The sequence below is a fragment of the Tabrizicola sp. BL-A-41-H6 genome (genome assembly GCF_050632395.1).
Lineage (GTDB): Bacteria > Pseudomonadota > Alphaproteobacteria > Rhodobacterales > Rhodobacteraceae > JAUYQR01.
This window is the reverse complement of record NZ_CP192600.1, coordinates 1925190-1941124: the sequence shown is the minus strand read 5'-3', so window position 1 is coordinate 1941124 and position 15935 is coordinate 1925190. Positions and strand designations below refer to the sequence as shown.

The following is a 15935-nucleotide window of genomic DNA, read 5'->3' as shown; positions in this document are numbered from 1 at the left end:
GTTTCGTGCCGGTTCGGTTGGTGGTGCAGCGCCAAACGTGCTCCGCCAGCACTAGAAAAGCACCAGAGCCGCGGCGTTTATCATGTCCGGGAATGTGCGAAAAGCGGCAACCGTGCGTGACGAGCGAATGCAGACCCTTAAGCTTACGATATACCCGTGAAGCTATCCGGCACAGATCGGCACCCCATCTGCCGGCCGATTTATTCCGGAAGGGCTGAGATCCCTTTGACCCGCCAAGCGGACCATATCATACCGGGAGCGGTCCACCCGGGCGGCGGCGAGACAAGACATGATGGCGCGGCAGGAAAGCAGATGACAACCAAGGTCACTTTGTTCGGACGGTTTTTGCGGGAGCCGCTTGTTCATTTCATGGTCCTCGCCGCTTTGCTTTTCGGGCTTATGTCGGAACCGAACGCACCCCAAGCCGTCGCTGATGACCGCCGGATCGTGATTTCGGCGACTGACGTCGAACAGTTGTCCGCAAGTTGGACACAGCGCTGGCAACGACCGCCAAGCGAGGCCGAACTGGCCGGGATGGTCCGGGAAGCGATCCGGGAGCAGGTCTTGTATCGCGAGGCCGTGGCGCTTGGGCTGGACCGCGACGACGTGGTGATCCGCCGCCACCTGCGGCAGAAGTATGAGTTCATCACGCAGGATCTGGCCTACGACACCGACCCCGACGAGGCGACGCTGCGGACCTTTTACCAAACCCAGCCCGACCGTTATGCACAATCTGCCAAGGTATCGTTCAGCCAGATCCTGTTCAGCACCGATCGGCGCGGCGCTGCAGCCGAGGCCGACGCGGCACAGGCGCTGGCCGATCTGCAATCGGCGACGACGCCAGAGGCCGCAGACCTGCTTGGCGACGCCACTTCCTTGCCGCCGACCTTTGAAGCGATGGATGCTGCCGGGGTTGAAGCCATGTTCGGTCCGGACTTTGCAGCCGCGCTGATGCGGGTGGAGCCGGGACACTGGTCCGGGCCAATTGCCTCGGGTTACGGGCTTCACCTGATCTGGCTGTCCGAAAGGATCGCTGGCGGGCCCATTGCCTTTGAAACCGTACGGCAGCGCGTAAAGGACGACTGGGTGTACGAGCAGCGCATTGCAGCCAATGAAGCAATCTTTCGCAAACTTCTGGACCGCTATGAGGTTGTGGTCGAACCCCCTGCTTCGGCAGTCGAGGGTGCCGGGGACGGCTCGTGATGCGCTGGCTGATCCTAGCGATTTTTGGAGTTTTCAACCTCGCGCATCCGCTGGAGGCGCATGAATCCCGGCCGGCGTTTCTTGATGTCCGCGAGCTTGCCGCAGGTCAGTACGAGGTGGTCTGGAAGCGGCCGATGCGCGGGGAATACGTCATCGGCTTTGCCGTTGACTGGCCGGACGGATGCGTGCCGAAGGCAAACAGCGAACAACAAGTGCCGGGCGCGTCGATAACGAAAATGCTGCTGGAGTGTGGCAAGTCAGGGCTGATCGGCGGGACGATTTCGATAGAACGGCTGGCCGAAACCAGCGCCGAGGTTCTAGTGCGAGTTGAGTTCGGGGACGGCACCAGCCAGACCCAGATCTTGCGACCCGCTTCGCCCTCGATGGTCGTTGAAGGCCCGCGCAGCGCCTTTGCCGTGGGGGCCGAATACTTGCTGCTGGGCTTTAACCACATCCTCGCCGGGATCGACCATCTGGTTTTTGTTCTTGGGCTGACGCTGATCGTGGGCGGGGGGTGGAGATTGGTCAAGACAATCTCTGCGTTCACCCTTGCACACAGTTTCACCCTTGCGCTTTCCACTCTTGGTGTCGTGCGGGTATCGCAAGCTCCGGTCGAGGCCGCCATCGCCCTCAGCATCGTGTTTCTGGCCCGTGAGCTTGTGTCGGTGCGGGAAGGGCGGCCGGGGTTGACCTCGCATGCGCCGTGGCTTGTCGCCTTTGTCTTCGGGCTTTTGCACGGGCTTGGGTTTGCGGGTGCGCTGCGCGAGATAGGCCTGCCGCGGGGGGACATTCCGATGGCCTTGCTGGCATTCAATCTGGGTGTAGAGGCGGGACAACTGGCGTTTGTTGCGATGGTTTTGATGGTGTTGGCCGCCGGAAAGCGGCTTTTGTACGCCGCCTTGCCCAGATGGGTCGAACTGGTTCCTGCCTATTCTATCGGTACCGTTGCCGCATACTGGACTCTGGAAAGAATCTTGGCAGCGTGATTTAGTATTCACGGAATCGAGAGGAGATAGCCATGACATCGACGACACTCCGCAGTTTCGTGCTTGCGGCTCTCACCTTAAGCCCGGCCACTGTGCCTGCCTTCGCACAAGAGGATATCATTGACTCTCACGGCCACGATCTTGCCGGGCTCGATGTCCAAAATAAGAAGCCGCCCTATTCGCCGAATGCGGGGCGAAATTTCCCGGACCGGCCGTTGTTCGGCGAGACGCATCTGCACACGACCCTGTCGTTTGACGCAGGCACCTTCGGCGCAATCCTTGGACCGCGCGACGCCTATCGCTATGCCAAGGGCCAGGAGATCGTGTCGAACACTGGCCAACCCGTCCGCATAGCCCGTCCGCTGGACTTTACTGTTGTCACGGACCATTCCGATAACATGGGTTTCTTCGCCGAGTTCGCAGCCGGAAACCCCAATATTCTTGCCAACGTCACGGCGAAGGGCTGGTATGATCTGTTCAAGTCCGGCAAAGGCGCTGAAGCAGCAGTTCAGATCATCACCGCCTTCTCGACCGGCACCTTCCCGATCGAAATCATGTCGCTGCCCGGCACCAAACTGTACCGGGACACCTGGAAGGATATCATTGCCGCGGCGGAGGAAGCTAACGAGCCTGGACGCTTCACCGCGATGATCGGCTATGAATGGACTTCACAGGTGGGCACGGGCGACAACCTGCATCGCAACGTGATTTACCGCGATGGCGGCGATCTTGCCGTGCAGATGGACCCGATGGTCACCTTGCCGCCAATGGGCAGCCAGAATCCGGTAGATCTTTGGAAATGGATGGGCGCCTACGAAGACAAGACCGGCGGTGACGTTCTGGCCATCGCGCACAACGGCAACCTCTCCAACGGTCTGATGTTCCCTACCATCGAGCAGTTCGGCAAACCGGTGGATGCCGAATACGTCACCGAACGTGCCAAATGGGAAAAGATCTACGAGGTTACCCAGACCAAGGGGACGGGCGAGGCGCATCCGAACCTGTCGCCGAACGACGAATTCGCCGACTTCGAGATTTGGGACAAGGGAAATCTGGTCATGACGTCTGCAAAGACGCCAGAGATGCTCGAGTTCGAATATGCACGCTCTGCGTTGCTGAACGGCATGAAGCTGGAGACACAGTTCGGCACCAACCCCTACAAGTTCGGGATGGTCGGTTCGACCGACAGCCACCTTGGCTTTTCGTCCTTCGAGGAGGACAATTTCTTTGGCAAGACCGTGTCGATGGAACCTGGGCCAGAGCGGATCGCCAAGGATTTCGTCAAGACGCGGATTGCCACGGTCAAGGAATGGGAGGTCGGCGCGTCCGGGCTGGCTGTTGTCTGGGCGACCGAAAACACCCGTGCGGCGATCTTTGATGCGATGGAGCGCAAGGAAACCTACGCAACCACCGGCACCCGCATCACCGTGCGGTTCTTCGGAGGCTGGGATTTCGTTGCCGAAGATGCAAACACGCGCCGCCCGGCGCAGGTGGGCTATACCAAGGGTGTGCCGATGGGCGGCGATCTGGTGAAGGCCCCTGAAGGCAAGGCTCCGAGTTTCCTGGTTGCAGCGCTGAAAGACCCGATCGGGGCCAACCTCGACCGGGTGCAGATCGTGAAAGGCTGGATTGATGCGGACGGCAACGCACAGGAGCGCGTCTACGATGTGGCTTGGGGCGACGCCGACACCCGCCAGCCTGGCGCCGATGGCAAGCTGCCTTCGGTCGGTTCGACTGTCAACGTACCCGATGCAAGCTTCACCAACACCATCGGAGATCCCGAACTGATCACGGTCTGGTCCGACCCGGACTTCGACCCTGCGCTCAAGGCTTTCTACTATGCCCGTGTCATCGAAATCCCGACGCCGCGTTGGACCGCGTTTGACGCCAAGTACTTTGGCGTGACCCCGGCTGAAGACGTCCGGATGACGATCACCGAGCGGGCCTACACCTCGCCGATCTGGTATTCGCCCGCCGGCTGACCGAAAATGCGAGGTGGTCGCCATGACGGACAGCGGACCGAGTGGTAGCAGACTGACCTGAGACCCTGAACCTTCTCCAGATTTTTGGTGGAGTCCGTCCACGCAAGGAGACGGATAATGAAGCAATCGCGGTTCACAGAAGCGCAGATCATCAGGATACTGAAGGAGCAGGAGAGCGGATCGCCGGCGGCGGAGGTCTGCCGCAAGCACGGGATCAGCTCGGCGACGTTCTACTTGCCCGGCACGACCCGATTGGCCGACAGGGGTCGCGTGACGCTTGGCCCACGGTGCAAACCGGTAATGAATGACCGTAAGTTGGCCCTGAAGGACCGCACTGCCGCCATTGGAAGAGGTGAGCCGCGCGAATGACGCAATCAGCGCCACCAAGGCTGCCGTTGCAGAAGGGCTTGCTCCGGGTTTGGCTGGCCTTGCTGCGCGGCATCCCGGCCATCGAAAAGCTTGCTGGCGATTGAGAAGGCGACGAACGCACGGGCCGAACGCACGGGCCGTTTGATCCTGAAACGGGCACTGGAGGCACCTGCCCGCCAGATCGCAGAATACTTGGCTCTGGTTGGTGGGGAGGAGGTGGCGAAGATGCTTGAGAGCAAGGGAATCTTAGGCTGTGTCGCCTCGGCCAAGCTCTATGTCGACCTGATCGAAGCGGGCATTGTCGATCCGACAAAGGTCGTTCGTGTGGCGTTGGAGAACGCGGGATCGGTTGCGTCAGTTCTGCTCCTGACCGAAGCGACCATGACGGATGTGCCCGAGCCGGAAAAGCCGGGGCTGCCCGCAGCGCCGGAGTTCAGAGAGCGCAGGATACGGGCAGAGAGGTTTGGCGGTGCGATGGTGGTGACGCTGAACGGATTGCGGTCGCGACGGCCGCCATCAAGCGGAACAGGTGGAGGTACCCTTTTCGGCACCTGCCCATCCTACATCGTCAGGCTGTCAGCATTTCCTGTAGATATGCAACGGCCTTCGCGGGAGTGGCGAGGCGCGGATAGTGCGCCTCGGGGAACGGCAGGCCGAAGCGCTTGTGCAACGCGCTGACAAGGTTCAGGAAATCCATCGAGTCGAGGCCGAGGTCGTCCTGCATGTGATCGTTGTCGCCAATGTTTGCAGGGTCGAGGTCCGGCGCGACGGCGGTCAGGTCGGCGATGAAGGCGGCGCGGAGATCGGCTGGGGTCATGGAATTGCGGGCTCCTGCAAGAGGCGGGCTATTTCGGCCAGGAAAACTGCGCCGCGGCGGCCGTCACTTACCCGGTGGTCTGCGGCAAGGCTGACGGTCACGGCGAGGCGCGGTCTGACGGTGCCGTCGTGGACCATCGCGCGAAGGCGGGGCGCGCCAAAGCCGACCAGTGCCACCTGCGGCGGGTAGATCACGCCGATCAGCGCATCCACACCGGTTTCGCCGAGCGAGGAGATGGTGATGGTGCCCTGGGTGATCTCGCTGTTGCGCAAGCGTCCAGTCCGGGTGCGGGCGACGATGTCGCGCATCGCATCCATGATCGCGTCGGGATCTTTCGACTGCGCCTCAAGGATCGCGGGCGCGATCAGCCCGCCACCGCGCATCGCGACGGCAAGCCCGCAATGGATAGATGCGGACCGGGTATAGGGATCGCCCTCATATCGGCCGTTCAGTTCGGGCACCTTGGACAGCGCCCTGACCGTGGCATGGATGAGCAGCGCACCCATCAAAATCCGTTGGTCCGGCGTGCGGTCGCCATTCAGCGCGGTCAGCCGGACTTGCGCCGATTGCAGGTCGATCTCGTGCGTCAGATAATAGTGGGGGATTTCGCGCTTTGCGCGGCTCATCGCAGCGGCTATGGCGCGGCGCATCTCGGTCATGTCCAGGCCGGGCTTGCCCTTCGGAAGGTCAGCAGCCGCCGGTTCGGCTGTCGGCTGAGGCGCGGCCGCGAGATGGCGGTCAACATCAGACAGAAGGATCGCGCCGCCCGGACCGGACCCCGCAACAGTCTCAAGCGCAATTCCAAGCTCGGCGGCGCGAAACCGTGCGGCGGGCGAGGCGAGCAGAACCTTGTCCGCTGTCTCAGCCGTGGCTCTGACCAGCGTCTTGGCCGATGCCGGAGCCAGGGCAACCGGCGCAGGCGCGGCCGCCTTGGGGGCTTCGCGGGGAGGTCGGGCTGCCGCAACCGGAGTGCTGGACTCAGCCATCTCTGCCAAGTCAAGCCGCGCCAGCGGCGCGCCGACGGGCACGGTCTCGCCCGGTTTGGCCAGCAGCGCGCCAACCTCGCCTGCCTCGAAAATCTCGATCTCGATCGCGCCTTTTTGGGTTTCGACCACCGCGACGATATCCCCCTTGGACACCCTGTCGCCCGGCTTAACCAGCCATTCGACCAACTTGCCTTCCTCCATGTCGGCGCCCAGCGACGGCATCGTGAAGATGCTCATGGCATCACCCCCGGAAGGGACTTCACCGCAGCGACGATATCGGCGACCTGCGGCAGGGCGGCGGCTTCGAGGTGCTTTGGATAGGGCACCGGAACCTCGGCCGAGCACACCCGACCCACAGGCGCGTCGAGGTGAAAGAAGCAGGCCTCCTGCACCCGCGCGACGATTTCGGCAGAGAGCGAGCCGGTGCGCCAGCCTTCGTCCACCACCACGGCGCGACGGGTGCGCGCGACCGAGGCCATGATCGTTGCGTCATCGAGGGGGCGGAGCGTGCGCAGGTCGATCACCTCGGCCTCGATCCCGTCTTTCGCCAGCGTCTCTGCGGCTTCCAATGTCTTCCACAGGGAATAGGACCAAGCGATCAGCGTGACGTCGCGCCCCGGACGCCGGATCACCGCGCGGTCGATGTCCACAGCGCCCGCATTCCCGGCAATCGCGCCGGTCATGTTGTAAAGCATGACATGTTCGAGGATGATCACGGGGTCAGGCTCTTGCAACGCCGTCCAGAGCATGCCGCGCGCATCTTCCAGCGTGGCCGGGGCCACGACGCGAAGGCCGGGGATATGGACGAAAAAAGCCTCAAGCGAATGGGAATGCTGCGCCGCAAGCTGCCGTCCGGCGCCCGTCGCCATGCGAATGACCAGCGGCACCCCGAACTGCCCGCCCGACATGTGCCGGATCGTGGCGGCGGTGTTCATGATCTGGTCAAGCGCCAGAAGCGAGAAGTTTACCGTCATGATCTCGACGATCGGGCGCATGCCGACGAGGGCCGCGCCGATCCCTGCCCCGGTGAAGGCGGATTCCGAAAGCGGCGTGTCACGGATGCGCTCGGCGCCGAACTCCTTCAAAAGCCCCAACGACACGGCATAGCAGCCACCATAGGCGCCGATGTCCTCGCCCATCATGAAGACGCGATCATCCCGCAGCAGCGCCTCGGTGATCGCCTGCCGGCAGCATTCGCGGTAGGTGGTGTTCACAAGGGCCGACGGGGCGGCGGGTGCCGGCGGCGCTGGGCGGGTATTGGCAACCACATGGCGGGTCAGGTCTTCGACGGGCTCCAATGGGGCCTGTTCGCAGGCGGCAACAGCATTGCGAAGCTGCGCCTCGAGCTCGGCCTCGATGGCGTCGACCTCAGCCTGATGCAGCAGATTGTTTTCCAGCAGCCAGCCCTGAAACCGGGTGATCGGGCTTTTCTTGCGCCATTCCGCGACCTCGGCCTTGTCACGGTATTTCTCGGCATCGAACATCGAATGTGGCCGGGTGCGATAGGTCTGGCACTCCAGAAACTGCGGGCCGCCAGCGGTGCGTATCGCTTCGACCAGTCGATGGGCAGCGGCCTCGACTGCCACGACATCGTTTCCATCCACGCTTTCGGCGGGCATCCCGTAGGTCGCTGCGCGGGCGACAAAATTGGTGTTCGCCTGCACGCGCGCCACTGCGGTGCCCATCGCGTAGAGGTTGTTTTCCAGCACGAAAAGGACCGGAAGTTTCCAGAGTGCAGCAAGGTTCATCGCTTCATGGAACTCGCCCTCCGCCACCGCCCCGTCACCAAAGAAGCAGACGGTCACCCGGTCCTCGCCCAGCAGCTTGTCACCAAGGCCTAGGCCCGCAGCGAGCGGCAGCCCGCCACCGACAATGGCATTGCCGCCGTAAAGGTTGGTTTCGGCGTCGAAAAGATGCATCGATCCGCCGCGCCCGCCCGCGCAGCCGGTGGCCTTTCCGTACATCTCGGCCAGCGCCGATTCCATGCTCATACCGCGGGCCAGAGCATGGCCATGCTCGCGGTAGGTCGAGACGACACGGTCGCGATCCTGCAGCGCGGCGCAAACACCCACGGCCACCGCCTCCTCGCCGTCGTAAAGATGAAGGAAGCCGCGGATCTTTTCCTGGGTGTAAAGCTCGTAGCACTTCTCCTCAAAGCGGCGGATACGGATCATGCCGCGCAAAAGGCTCGTCACATGGGCGTGGTCGAGTTTTATCTTGCTCATCGCGCATCCCCCTCCAGCGTGGACAGATCTCCCTCTGGCAGGCCCAGTTCCCGCGCGCGTAGAAGGCGCCGCATGATCTTGCCCGACCGTGTGCGCGGCAGGCTGTCACGGAATACGATTTCGCGCGGCGAGACGGCGGGGCCGAGGCGTTTGCGGGCATGGCCGCGTAGTTCCTTCTCCAGGGCCTCGCCCGCCGTGAACCCCGCCTTCAGGGTGACGAAGGCCTTGACCACCTCGCCTGCGGTTTCATCGGGAATGCCGATCACGGCAGCCTCCGCCACGGCCGGATGTTCGATCAGCGCGCTTTCCACCTCGAACGGGCCGATCAGATGGCCCGAGGACTTGATCAGGTCGTCCGCCCGTCCGACGAACCAGAAGTACCCGTCACTGTCGCGCATGGCCAAATCGCCGGTCAGGTACCAGCCGCTCACGAAGCATTTTGCATAGCGTTCGGGTTGCCCGAGATATGCCCGCATCATCGACGGCCAGCCGGGACGCAGCGCCAGTTCGCCGATCTGACCGGCGGCAGCTTCGATGACCGTGCCATCCTCTCGGGTCACGATGCCAGCCTCGATGCCGGGCAGCGGCTTTCCCATCGCGCCGGGCTTGATGTCCATGTCGGCGGTGTTGGCGATCATGATGCCGCCGGTCTCGGACTGCCACCAGTTGTCATGGAACGGCAGGCCAAAGACCTTCTGGCCCCAGATCACGCATTCGGCGTTCAGGGGCTCGCCCACCGATGCCAGGAACCGCAGGGATGCGAAGCTGTGGCCCTTTGCCGCCTCACCCCCTGCCCGCATCATCATGCGGATCGCGGTCGGCGCGGTGTACCAGACCCGCACCCTTTCCCGCTCAAGGATACCGTACCACCGCTCCAGCTCGAACTCGGCCTCGTCAACTACGATGGTCGCCCGGTTGCACAAGGGAGAGATGATCCCGTAGCTCATCCCCGTCACCCAGCCCGGATCGGCGGTGCACCAGTAGATATCGCCCGGCTTCAGGTCGAGCGCGAGGCGCCCGGTCTCGGCATGGGCGACGACGGCCTGATGCACATGCACGACCCCCTTTGGCAGACCTGTGGTCCCCGAGGTAAAATGCAAAAGCGCCATGTCCTCGGGCATTGTCCGGACCGTCTCGAAACGCTTGGGAGCGGTGGCCATGGCGGGGCCAAGCGCGATGCATCCGTCCGGTGCCGTGTCGCCGATGATAAGCACCAATCTCAGCGTCGGCATGCTGGCGCGCCAGTCGGCAACCTTGCGCAGATACTGCGCCTCGGTCGTCACCAGAACGCTCGCTCCGCCGATTTCCATCCGCGCACGCACCGGTTCCGGCCCGAATGCCGCGAACAGGGGGCTTACCACCACGCCCGCCTTCATCGCGCCAAGCGTGGCAAAGTAAAGGTCGGGTACCCTGCCCGAAAGAAGGAACATCCGTTCGCCAACCCCGATGCCGTGGGCACGCAGCACATGGGCAAACCGGGCGGCATTTTCGGCAAGATCGGAATAGGTCAGAACCCGCCGCTCACCCTCGCGGCCAAGCCAGATCAGAGCGTCTTGCGTCCCATGACCAGCGGCAACGTGCCGATCCACCGCCTCATGCGCGATATTGAGCCCGCCATCCGGTAGCCCCTCCAGACGCGCCCGGGCCGCGTCCCAGCCGGTTGGAAGCGAACTGATATCGCCGTGCTGCGTGACTTTCCTGATCGGAGCGTAGGTCATCATCCCCTCGCGGCAGAAAGTTCAACACTGATGCGACCGCCTTGAAGCGGCTCCAGACATGGCACCCGACTTGGCGCACATTGGTAGTTTTGGGCGAAGAGCCGCGTCTGTCGTTGACGCAGGTCATGCCGGACCCATCGAATTTGCGTGGCTTCGGTTCGGTCTGCCGCTTGAACGACGTCCGTGAAACGCGCGGCTTCGAACTCCACCCCAGTGCCTCCGGGACCAATTTCCATCGCTTCCTGCCGTCCTCCAGAAAATCGAACGCCTCGGCAAGCCACCAATTCCGAAGCCCCAAAGGCATCGATCTGATCGTGCAAATTCATTCCCAAGCGCAGTTTTCGATAGCATTTTGCCGCCAACCCGATACCCCTTCGAGGCCGCTAAAGCGGCGGAACAACACTCTTTCGGGCTTTGGACGAAATGCGAGGCGCTGCAGATATGAACCGGCCGACACCAAAACTGGGCGCAAGGGTCAGCACGTGGGGGGCGTGGCTCCTGCTTGTCCTGTCGGTGTTGTTGGTCGGCGTGTTCGTCGTGGCGGCATTTTGGTTCAGGGCAAGCCCTCCGCTTTTGTGGATGGGCCTCTGGATCGCGCTTTCCTTGGGTATACTGGCATCCGCTGTGCGCTATGGCCCGCTTTCGGGGCTTGGTCTGGTCATCGTGGCAACGGTGGGCTTTTCGCTTTGGTGGATGACGATCTTGCCATCGAACGATCGCGACTGGCAGCCCGACGTATCGCAACTTCTGACCGCCGAATTTGACCCGAACGACCCCTCGCGCGTCACTCTGCGTAACGTGCGCAACTTTGACTGGCAGACGCCCACAGAAGCTGCGGAGCGTTGGGAGGCGCGGGACTACGATCTCGATGCACTCGAGAGTCTGGACTTCGTCATGACATGGTGGGCCGGGCCAGCGATCGCCCACACCATGGTCTCCTTTGGGTTCTCGGATGGAGAGCACATTGTATTCTCGCTGGGCATCAGGCCCGAGCGGAATGAGGCCTATTCGTCGATTGCAGGCTTCTTCAAGTCATACGAGCTGATCCTGACGGGTGCCGATGAACGGGATGCGGTGCAGTTGCGAACCAGCGTCCAGACCGGCAACCGCGTCGTTCTTTACCGCCTGCATGGTGATCCAGCGGTGATGCGTGGGCTTTTTCTCGAATACCTCGCCCTTGCCAACAGCCTGGCCGAGCATCCCCGGTTTTACCGGACGATCCTCGACAATTGCACGACCGTCATCTGGAAACTCGCAGACCGCCTCGTCCCCGGGCTGCCGATCGACTACCGGGTGGTCCTATCAGGCTATCTGCCTGAGTTCCTTTACGATCACGGCTTGCTTGATCAGCGATTCCCATTGGAAAAGCTGACGGAGATGGGCCTCTTGCCAGCCTCGATCAGTTACGACGGATCGGGGCGAGGTTTCTCGTCGGCGATCAGGGCAAAGCTACTGGCGCAGTGACGGTGAAACGAGACGGGGCGGCCGCGGTGTCACGGCCGCCCCGTCCGGGCATTCGTTACAGGCTGTTGTTGCCCGTGGACTAGTTCCCCAGAATGGTGATCGGCACGCCACTCAGCAGCCGCGACAGGGCCGGCGTCTGTGTCTGACCGAACCGCCCGGATTCGTTCAGACCCGCCCCGATCAGCTTCACCACGTCAGGCGATCCTGCGAATTTCGAATGGCTGCCAGAGCTTGAGTCCTTGATCTGCGACAGATCGATCACCGTCACGCCAAGCTCCTCAAGTTCCGCAGTATCCGCAGCACCAACGCGAGGCACGCCACCGGCAAGCCGGCGCGAGAACCGCAGCGCCGCGTCATCGGCTGACACGAGCAGGTAGATCTTCTCGATCACCGGCTTCGGCAATTGCGCAAGCTGTACCTTGAACAGGTCGATGTCTATGTCCGGTGACGCAAGGATGATGTTCGAGATCGACTTGCGCGTCCCAAGCTTGCCCGTCTGTTGTGCGTCAACCAACCCTTCCATCGTCAGGAACGCCCCCATCGAATGGGCAAAAATATCGACGTCCCTTGCATTCGTCTTGCCCAGAACCTCGGCCAGTTCCTTTAGCTTGCCACGCGCCACAAGGGCGCTGTTCAGGTCATAGACGTAGCGGGGTGCCTTTGCAGCCGAGGCCCATGTGAACAACACCGGCACGCCTTCAAAGCCGGTATCCTCGACAAACTGTGACAGGCGCAGGATCGCATCGCTTGTCGTGTTGTTGTAACCGTGGATAAACAGCAGGATCTTCTGCTCGTTCCGAGGGCGCTTGGCCAGTTCGCGGTTCACTTCGGTAACGAACGACGCATCACTGCGATAGATGACCGGATCGACGACAGCGAACTCTTTTTCCGGATCGGGCGGCAGGCGCGTCGGACGCTCCAGTTCCCCGACCACATGGTTCGGTGGCACCGTCACGTCAACCGACGCAAGCCCCAGCTTGGCAGCGCGCTCGCCGGAATACATCGCACCCACCAGATCCGACGCTTCGCGCGTGGTCGTTATGAAGATACGATGGCGCGACACATCGGCGAGGCTTTCAGCCGGCTGTTCTGGATTGTCGATGCCGATCAGGTCCGGCGGCCTGCTGCATCCGATAAGCGCTATTACACAAAGCGGTACAATCAACGGAAACTTCTGTGACACCTTGTACATGAACTTGCCCCGCATCAGACAGATAATCCCATAACCAAAGCCGAAAAGGAAAAGCTCAGACTGGCCTGCCACCCGAAAGTCCGATGGTACCCCTTAATCTTCCCCCCTGCATCTGGGATACCTTCCGTCACTTGTTTTGACAAGCTTGGGCCAAACGCTTTTTCCTCGTGTGGCGCAACCTTGCAATTCGACATCGCTTTTATCGCGGCCCCGCGAATGGCGGGCAGACCCCGCGGCAATTATGCGCAGCAATCCGTCATGTTGTCGGCGCATGACAAAGCAGCGACACATGCCTTCGTCAACTGATCAGTTTCCCGACCAGACAACATCCCAGTCGCGCGCCATGTCGACAATGATCCACCCCTTTGATGCGCTTTCATCAAGGCCGCGATCCAGTTTGCCGATGTGGCTTTCGCGGTCGTAGGCGAACTCGCGTTCAGCGTCGGTGTGGTGCAGGATCAAACCAAGGCTCGGCCCCTTGCCGCTTGTGGTGTATTCCAGCATTTCGAAATCTCCGTCAGAGTTTCCAAAAGCCAGCACGGGCCGCAGTCCGATCTGCCGGGCTATGCCCACCGGCTTGCCACCCTTGTCATCAATGAAGGCGATATCAGGCAGTTGCATTATCTGGCCGACCCCGTCGATAACGCGGTATTCCGTATCAACCATGCTGCCAACGACCTGATAGGGCGGAATGCCATAAGCATCCCCGGCAATTGCACGGACGAAATTGATGCCGCCGCCGGTGACGATCCACGTTGAGAAATCCTCGTCCCGCAAATAGCCCAGCAACTCGAGCATTGGCTGATACGTCATTTGCGTCAGCGGTTGACCCGTCTTGGGGTTTTTGGCGGTGGCAATCCATTTCTGCACTTCGGTCTCGAAATCGGCGACGGTAATGTCGGCATGGCTGGCCATTACCACCTCGACCAGCGCCGCTGTCCCGCCCGCCATGACGGTTTCGAGATCGCCCTTTGCGGCCGCACGCAGCACGTCGGACTTCAGGATCGACGGATCAGCCGCCGCCCGCGCGCGCAATTGGTCAAGCGCGAAGAAGAACTGGAAATACACTGGCTGTTCAGCCCATAGCGTGCCGTCGTTGTCGAACACCGCCACCCGCGCGTCAGGCGGAACATAGTCGCCAGACGCAGGGTCGGTAACGGTCTCCACGAACGAGATGATGGCGTCTTTGCTGGCACCGTCTGTCCACGATGGAAGGGGGTCGGCAGAGGCCGCTGCGGAAAGCGCAACGAAGGCCACGGAAATCATCAATGCACGCATTGGCTCTGGTTCGCTCTCTGTTTGAAACGGACATAAACATGAACGGCCCCCGCAAGAAATCCTGCGGAGGCCGAGGTTACGCCGTTCAGCGCTGGACGTTCTTCATCGCATCCATCGCGGCCTGCAGATCGAAGCTGCCGGGCTCCATGCGGACCGGGAACTCCTTGAAGCTCTGGATCCACGTGGTGATGTAGGCCATCGCCGGGATGAACATGTACATCCGCTCCATATACCAGCGCTGATAGCCCATCGCGTCCTCGTCGCGTGCTTTCTCGAACGGGTCGCTGCGCAGGTTGGTCAGGATCGGCGCCCGCAGTTTCACGAAGGGCTCCTGCCACACGCCAAGGCCATGTGCCGGCTGATCAAGGTACTGGGCCTTCCAGTTGCCGTAACGCAGCGCCGCCACTTCGCCGCCGTCCGTCCAGTAGATGAAGGACTTGCGCGGCCATTCGGCCTTGCCCTCAAGCGCGGGTCGAAGGTCAGACCCGTCGAGATGCACCTTGTAGTCACGGCCATTGACGGTCTTGCCGGCCTTCAGCTCTTCAACGATGTTCGGATCACCCGCAGCGGCCAGAAGCGTCGGCAGCATGTCCTCATGCGCGCCGATATCGTTGATGATGGTGCCCGGCTTGATGACGCCCGGCCACTTGATCAGCGTCGGCACGCGGTAGCCGCCTTCCCATGGCGAGTTCTTCTCGCTCTTGAACTGCGTCGTGCCGCCATCGGGCCAGGTGAACACCTCGGCGCCGTTGTCGGTCGAATACATGATGATCGTGTTGTCCTCGATCCCCAAGTCCTTGATCTTCTGGAGGACCTCGCCAACCATTCCGTCATGTTCCACCATGCCGTCGGCATAGAGGCCAAGCCCCGTCACGCCTTTGGATTCTTCCTTCAGGTGTGTGAATACGTGCATCCTCGTGGAATTGTACCACAGGAACATCGGCTTGCCCTCGGCATGGACCTTGTCCATCCAGTCCAGCGCCCGGGAAGTCACTTCCTCGTCGATGGTCTCCATCCGCTTGCGGGTTAGCGGTCCGGTGTCCTCGATGGTCTGCGTCCCGTCCGGGTTGGCGACCGAATGGATCACGCCGCGCGGGCCGAAGGTTTCCTTGAACGTCCGGCCGTCGGGCATCACCATGTCGCCGGGATAATCCTCGTTCTCGGGCTCTTCCTCGGCGTTCAGGTGATAGAGGTTGCCGAAGAATTCGTCGAAGCCGTGATTGGTCGGCAGCATGTCGTCGCGGTCACCGAAGTGGTTCTTGCCGAACTGGCCGGTCGCATAGCCGTGCTCTTTCAGCAGCCCGGCAATCGTCGGGTCGGCAGTATTGATCCCTTCCGGCGATCCCGGCAGACCGATCTTCAAAAGCCCGGTGCGGATCGGCGATTGCCCGGTCATAAAGGCGGCGCGTCCGGCGGTGCAGCTTTGCTGGCCATACCAATCAGTGAAAAGCGCGCCATCGCGGGCAATGGAATCGATGTTGGGAGTTTTATAACCCATCATTCCAAGGTTATAGGCGCTGATGTTGAACTGGCCGATGTCATCGCCCCAGATCATGACAATGTTCGGCTTTTCAGTTTCCTGAGCAAAAACGGGAACCGCCATTGCCGTCGCAGCCGCAAAAGCAATCCCACTGGCGGTCGACCGCCAAAGGCGCGACCTGGATGCGAGTCTCATTCGATATCCTCCTCCAAAAACGGCGGCTTGACTCCGCACA

11 protein-coding genes and 1 pseudogene are annotated in these 15935 nt (G+C 61.7%); 5 read left to right on the top strand and 7 right to left on the bottom strand.

Features of this window, described 5'->3' with window-relative positions; genetic code table 11:
• Positions 1-312: 312 nt before the first annotated feature.
• The 4 genes and pseudogenes from ACROUL_RS09530 to ACROUL_RS09515 form a co-directional block, all read left to right on the top strand.
• The gene (locus tag ACROUL_RS09530) at positions 313-1203 is read left to right on the top strand and encodes a peptidyl-prolyl cis-trans isomerase (protein ID WP_431299259.1); all 891 of its coding nucleotides are present in this window, start codon (positions 313-315) and stop codon (positions 1201-1203) included.
• Positions 1203-2189, top strand: a complete 987-nt coding sequence (locus ACROUL_RS09525; RefSeq protein WP_431299258.1) for a HupE/UreJ family protein — start codon at positions 1203-1205, stop codon at positions 2187-2189. Before ACROUL_RS09530 ends, ACROUL_RS09525 begins: the two co-directional genes overlap by 1 nt.
• 32 nt (positions 2190-2221) lie before the next feature.
• Positions 2222-4171 (top strand): DUF3604 domain-containing protein, encoded by a 1950-nt coding sequence (locus ACROUL_RS09520; RefSeq protein ID WP_431299257.1) that lies wholly within the window; start codon positions 2222-2224, stop codon positions 4169-4171.
• A 117-nt stretch (positions 4172-4288) separates the two neighbouring features.
• Positions 4289-4405 (top strand): annotated as a pseudogene (locus tag ACROUL_RS09515) (transposase); the annotation flags it as partial.
• A gap of 703 nt (positions 4406-5108) precedes the next feature.
• Here the strand turns inward: ACROUL_RS09515 and ACROUL_RS09510 are convergent.
• From ACROUL_RS09510 to acsA, 4 genes are read right to left on the bottom strand one after another with little or no spacing between them, the layout of a single operon-like run.
• On the bottom strand, positions 5109-5357 hold the full coding sequence (locus ACROUL_RS09510; protein WP_431299256.1) for an acyl carrier protein: 249 nt from the start codon (positions 5355-5357) through the stop codon (positions 5109-5111).
• The gene (locus ACROUL_RS09505) at positions 5354-6580 is read right to left on the bottom strand and encodes a dihydrolipoamide acetyltransferase family protein (protein ID WP_431299255.1); all 1227 of its coding nucleotides are present in this window, start codon (positions 6578-6580) and stop codon (positions 5354-5356) included. Before ACROUL_RS09505 ends, ACROUL_RS09510 begins: the two co-directional genes overlap by 4 nt.
• A complete protein-coding gene (gene pdhA / locus ACROUL_RS09500) occupies positions 6577-8568 on the bottom strand; it encodes a pyruvate dehydrogenase (acetyl-transferring) E1 component subunit alpha (protein ID WP_431299254.1) in 1992 nt (663 codons plus the stop codon). Before pdhA ends, ACROUL_RS09505 begins: the two co-directional genes overlap by 4 nt.
• A complete protein-coding gene (acsA, locus tag ACROUL_RS09495) occupies positions 8565-10286 on the bottom strand; it encodes an acetate--CoA ligase (RefSeq protein ID WP_431299253.1) in 1722 nt (573 codons plus the stop codon). Before acsA ends, pdhA begins: the two co-directional genes overlap by 4 nt.
• 441 nt (positions 10287-10727) lie before the next feature.
• On the opposite strand from acsA, the gene ACROUL_RS09490 reads away from it, so the two are divergent.
• The gene (locus ACROUL_RS09490) at positions 10728-11750 is read left to right on the top strand and encodes a DUF4105 domain-containing protein (protein ID WP_431299252.1); all 1023 of its coding nucleotides are present in this window, start codon (positions 10728-10730) and stop codon (positions 11748-11750) included.
• A gap of 79 nt (positions 11751-11829) precedes the next feature.
• On the opposite strand, the gene ACROUL_RS09485 is transcribed toward ACROUL_RS09490, so the two are convergent.
• The 3 genes from ACROUL_RS09485 to ACROUL_RS09475 form a co-directional block, all read right to left on the bottom strand.
• A complete protein-coding gene (locus ACROUL_RS09485; RefSeq protein ID WP_431299251.1) occupies positions 11830-12942 on the bottom strand; it encodes an alpha/beta hydrolase in 1113 nt (370 codons plus the stop codon).
• 306 nt (positions 12943-13248) lie between these two features.
• Positions 13249-14220, bottom strand: a complete 972-nt coding sequence (locus ACROUL_RS09480) for an HAD family hydrolase (protein ID WP_431299250.1) — start codon at positions 14218-14220, stop codon at positions 13249-13251.
• An 85-nt stretch (positions 14221-14305) separates the two neighbouring features.
• Positions 14306-15895 (bottom strand): arylsulfatase, encoded by a 1590-nt coding sequence (locus ACROUL_RS09475; RefSeq protein WP_431299249.1) that lies wholly within the window; start codon positions 15893-15895, stop codon positions 14306-14308.
• Between the last annotated feature and the right edge of the window lie 40 nt (positions 15896-15935).

Bases quoted from the DNA above. Each gene is read 5' to 3' on its own strand.
- ACROUL_RS09505 (WP_431299255.1), bottom strand. From the start codon at position 6,580: ATGAGCATCTTCACGATGCCGTCGCTGGGCGCCGACATGGAGGAAGGC.
- ACROUL_RS09485 (WP_431299251.1), bottom strand. From the start codon at position 12,942: ATGTACAAGGTGTCACAGAAGTTTCCGTTGATTGTACCGCTTTGTGTA.
- ACROUL_RS09525 (WP_431299258.1), top strand. From the start codon at position 1,203: ATGCGCTGGCTGATCCTAGCGATTTTTGGAGTTTTCAACCTCGCGCAT.
- ACROUL_RS09480 (WP_431299250.1), bottom strand. From the start codon at position 14,220: ATGCGTGCATTGATGATTTCCGTGGCCTTCGTTGCGCTTTCCGCAGCG.
- ACROUL_RS09530 (WP_431299259.1), top strand. From the start codon at position 313: ATGACAACCAAGGTCACTTTGTTCGGACGGTTTTTGCGGGAGCCGCTT.
- ACROUL_RS09490 (WP_431299252.1), top strand. From the start codon at position 10,728: ATGAACCGGCCGACACCAAAACTGGGCGCAAGGGTCAGCACGTGGGGG.
- ACROUL_RS09475 (WP_431299249.1), bottom strand. From the start codon at position 15,895: ATGAGACTCGCATCCAGGTCGCGCCTTTGGCGGTCGACCGCCAGTGGG.
- acsA (WP_431299253.1), bottom strand. From the start codon at position 10,286: ATGACCTACGCTCCGATCAGGAAAGTCACGCAGCACGGCGATATCAGT.
- ACROUL_RS09520 (WP_431299257.1), top strand. From the start codon at position 2,222: ATGACATCGACGACACTCCGCAGTTTCGTGCTTGCGGCTCTCACCTTA.
- pdhA (WP_431299254.1), bottom strand. From the start codon at position 8,568: ATGAGCAAGATAAAACTCGACCACGCCCATGTGACGAGCCTTTTGCGC.
- ACROUL_RS09510 (WP_431299256.1), bottom strand. From the start codon at position 5,357: ATGACCCCAGCCGATCTCCGCGCCGCCTTCATCGCCGACCTGACCGCC.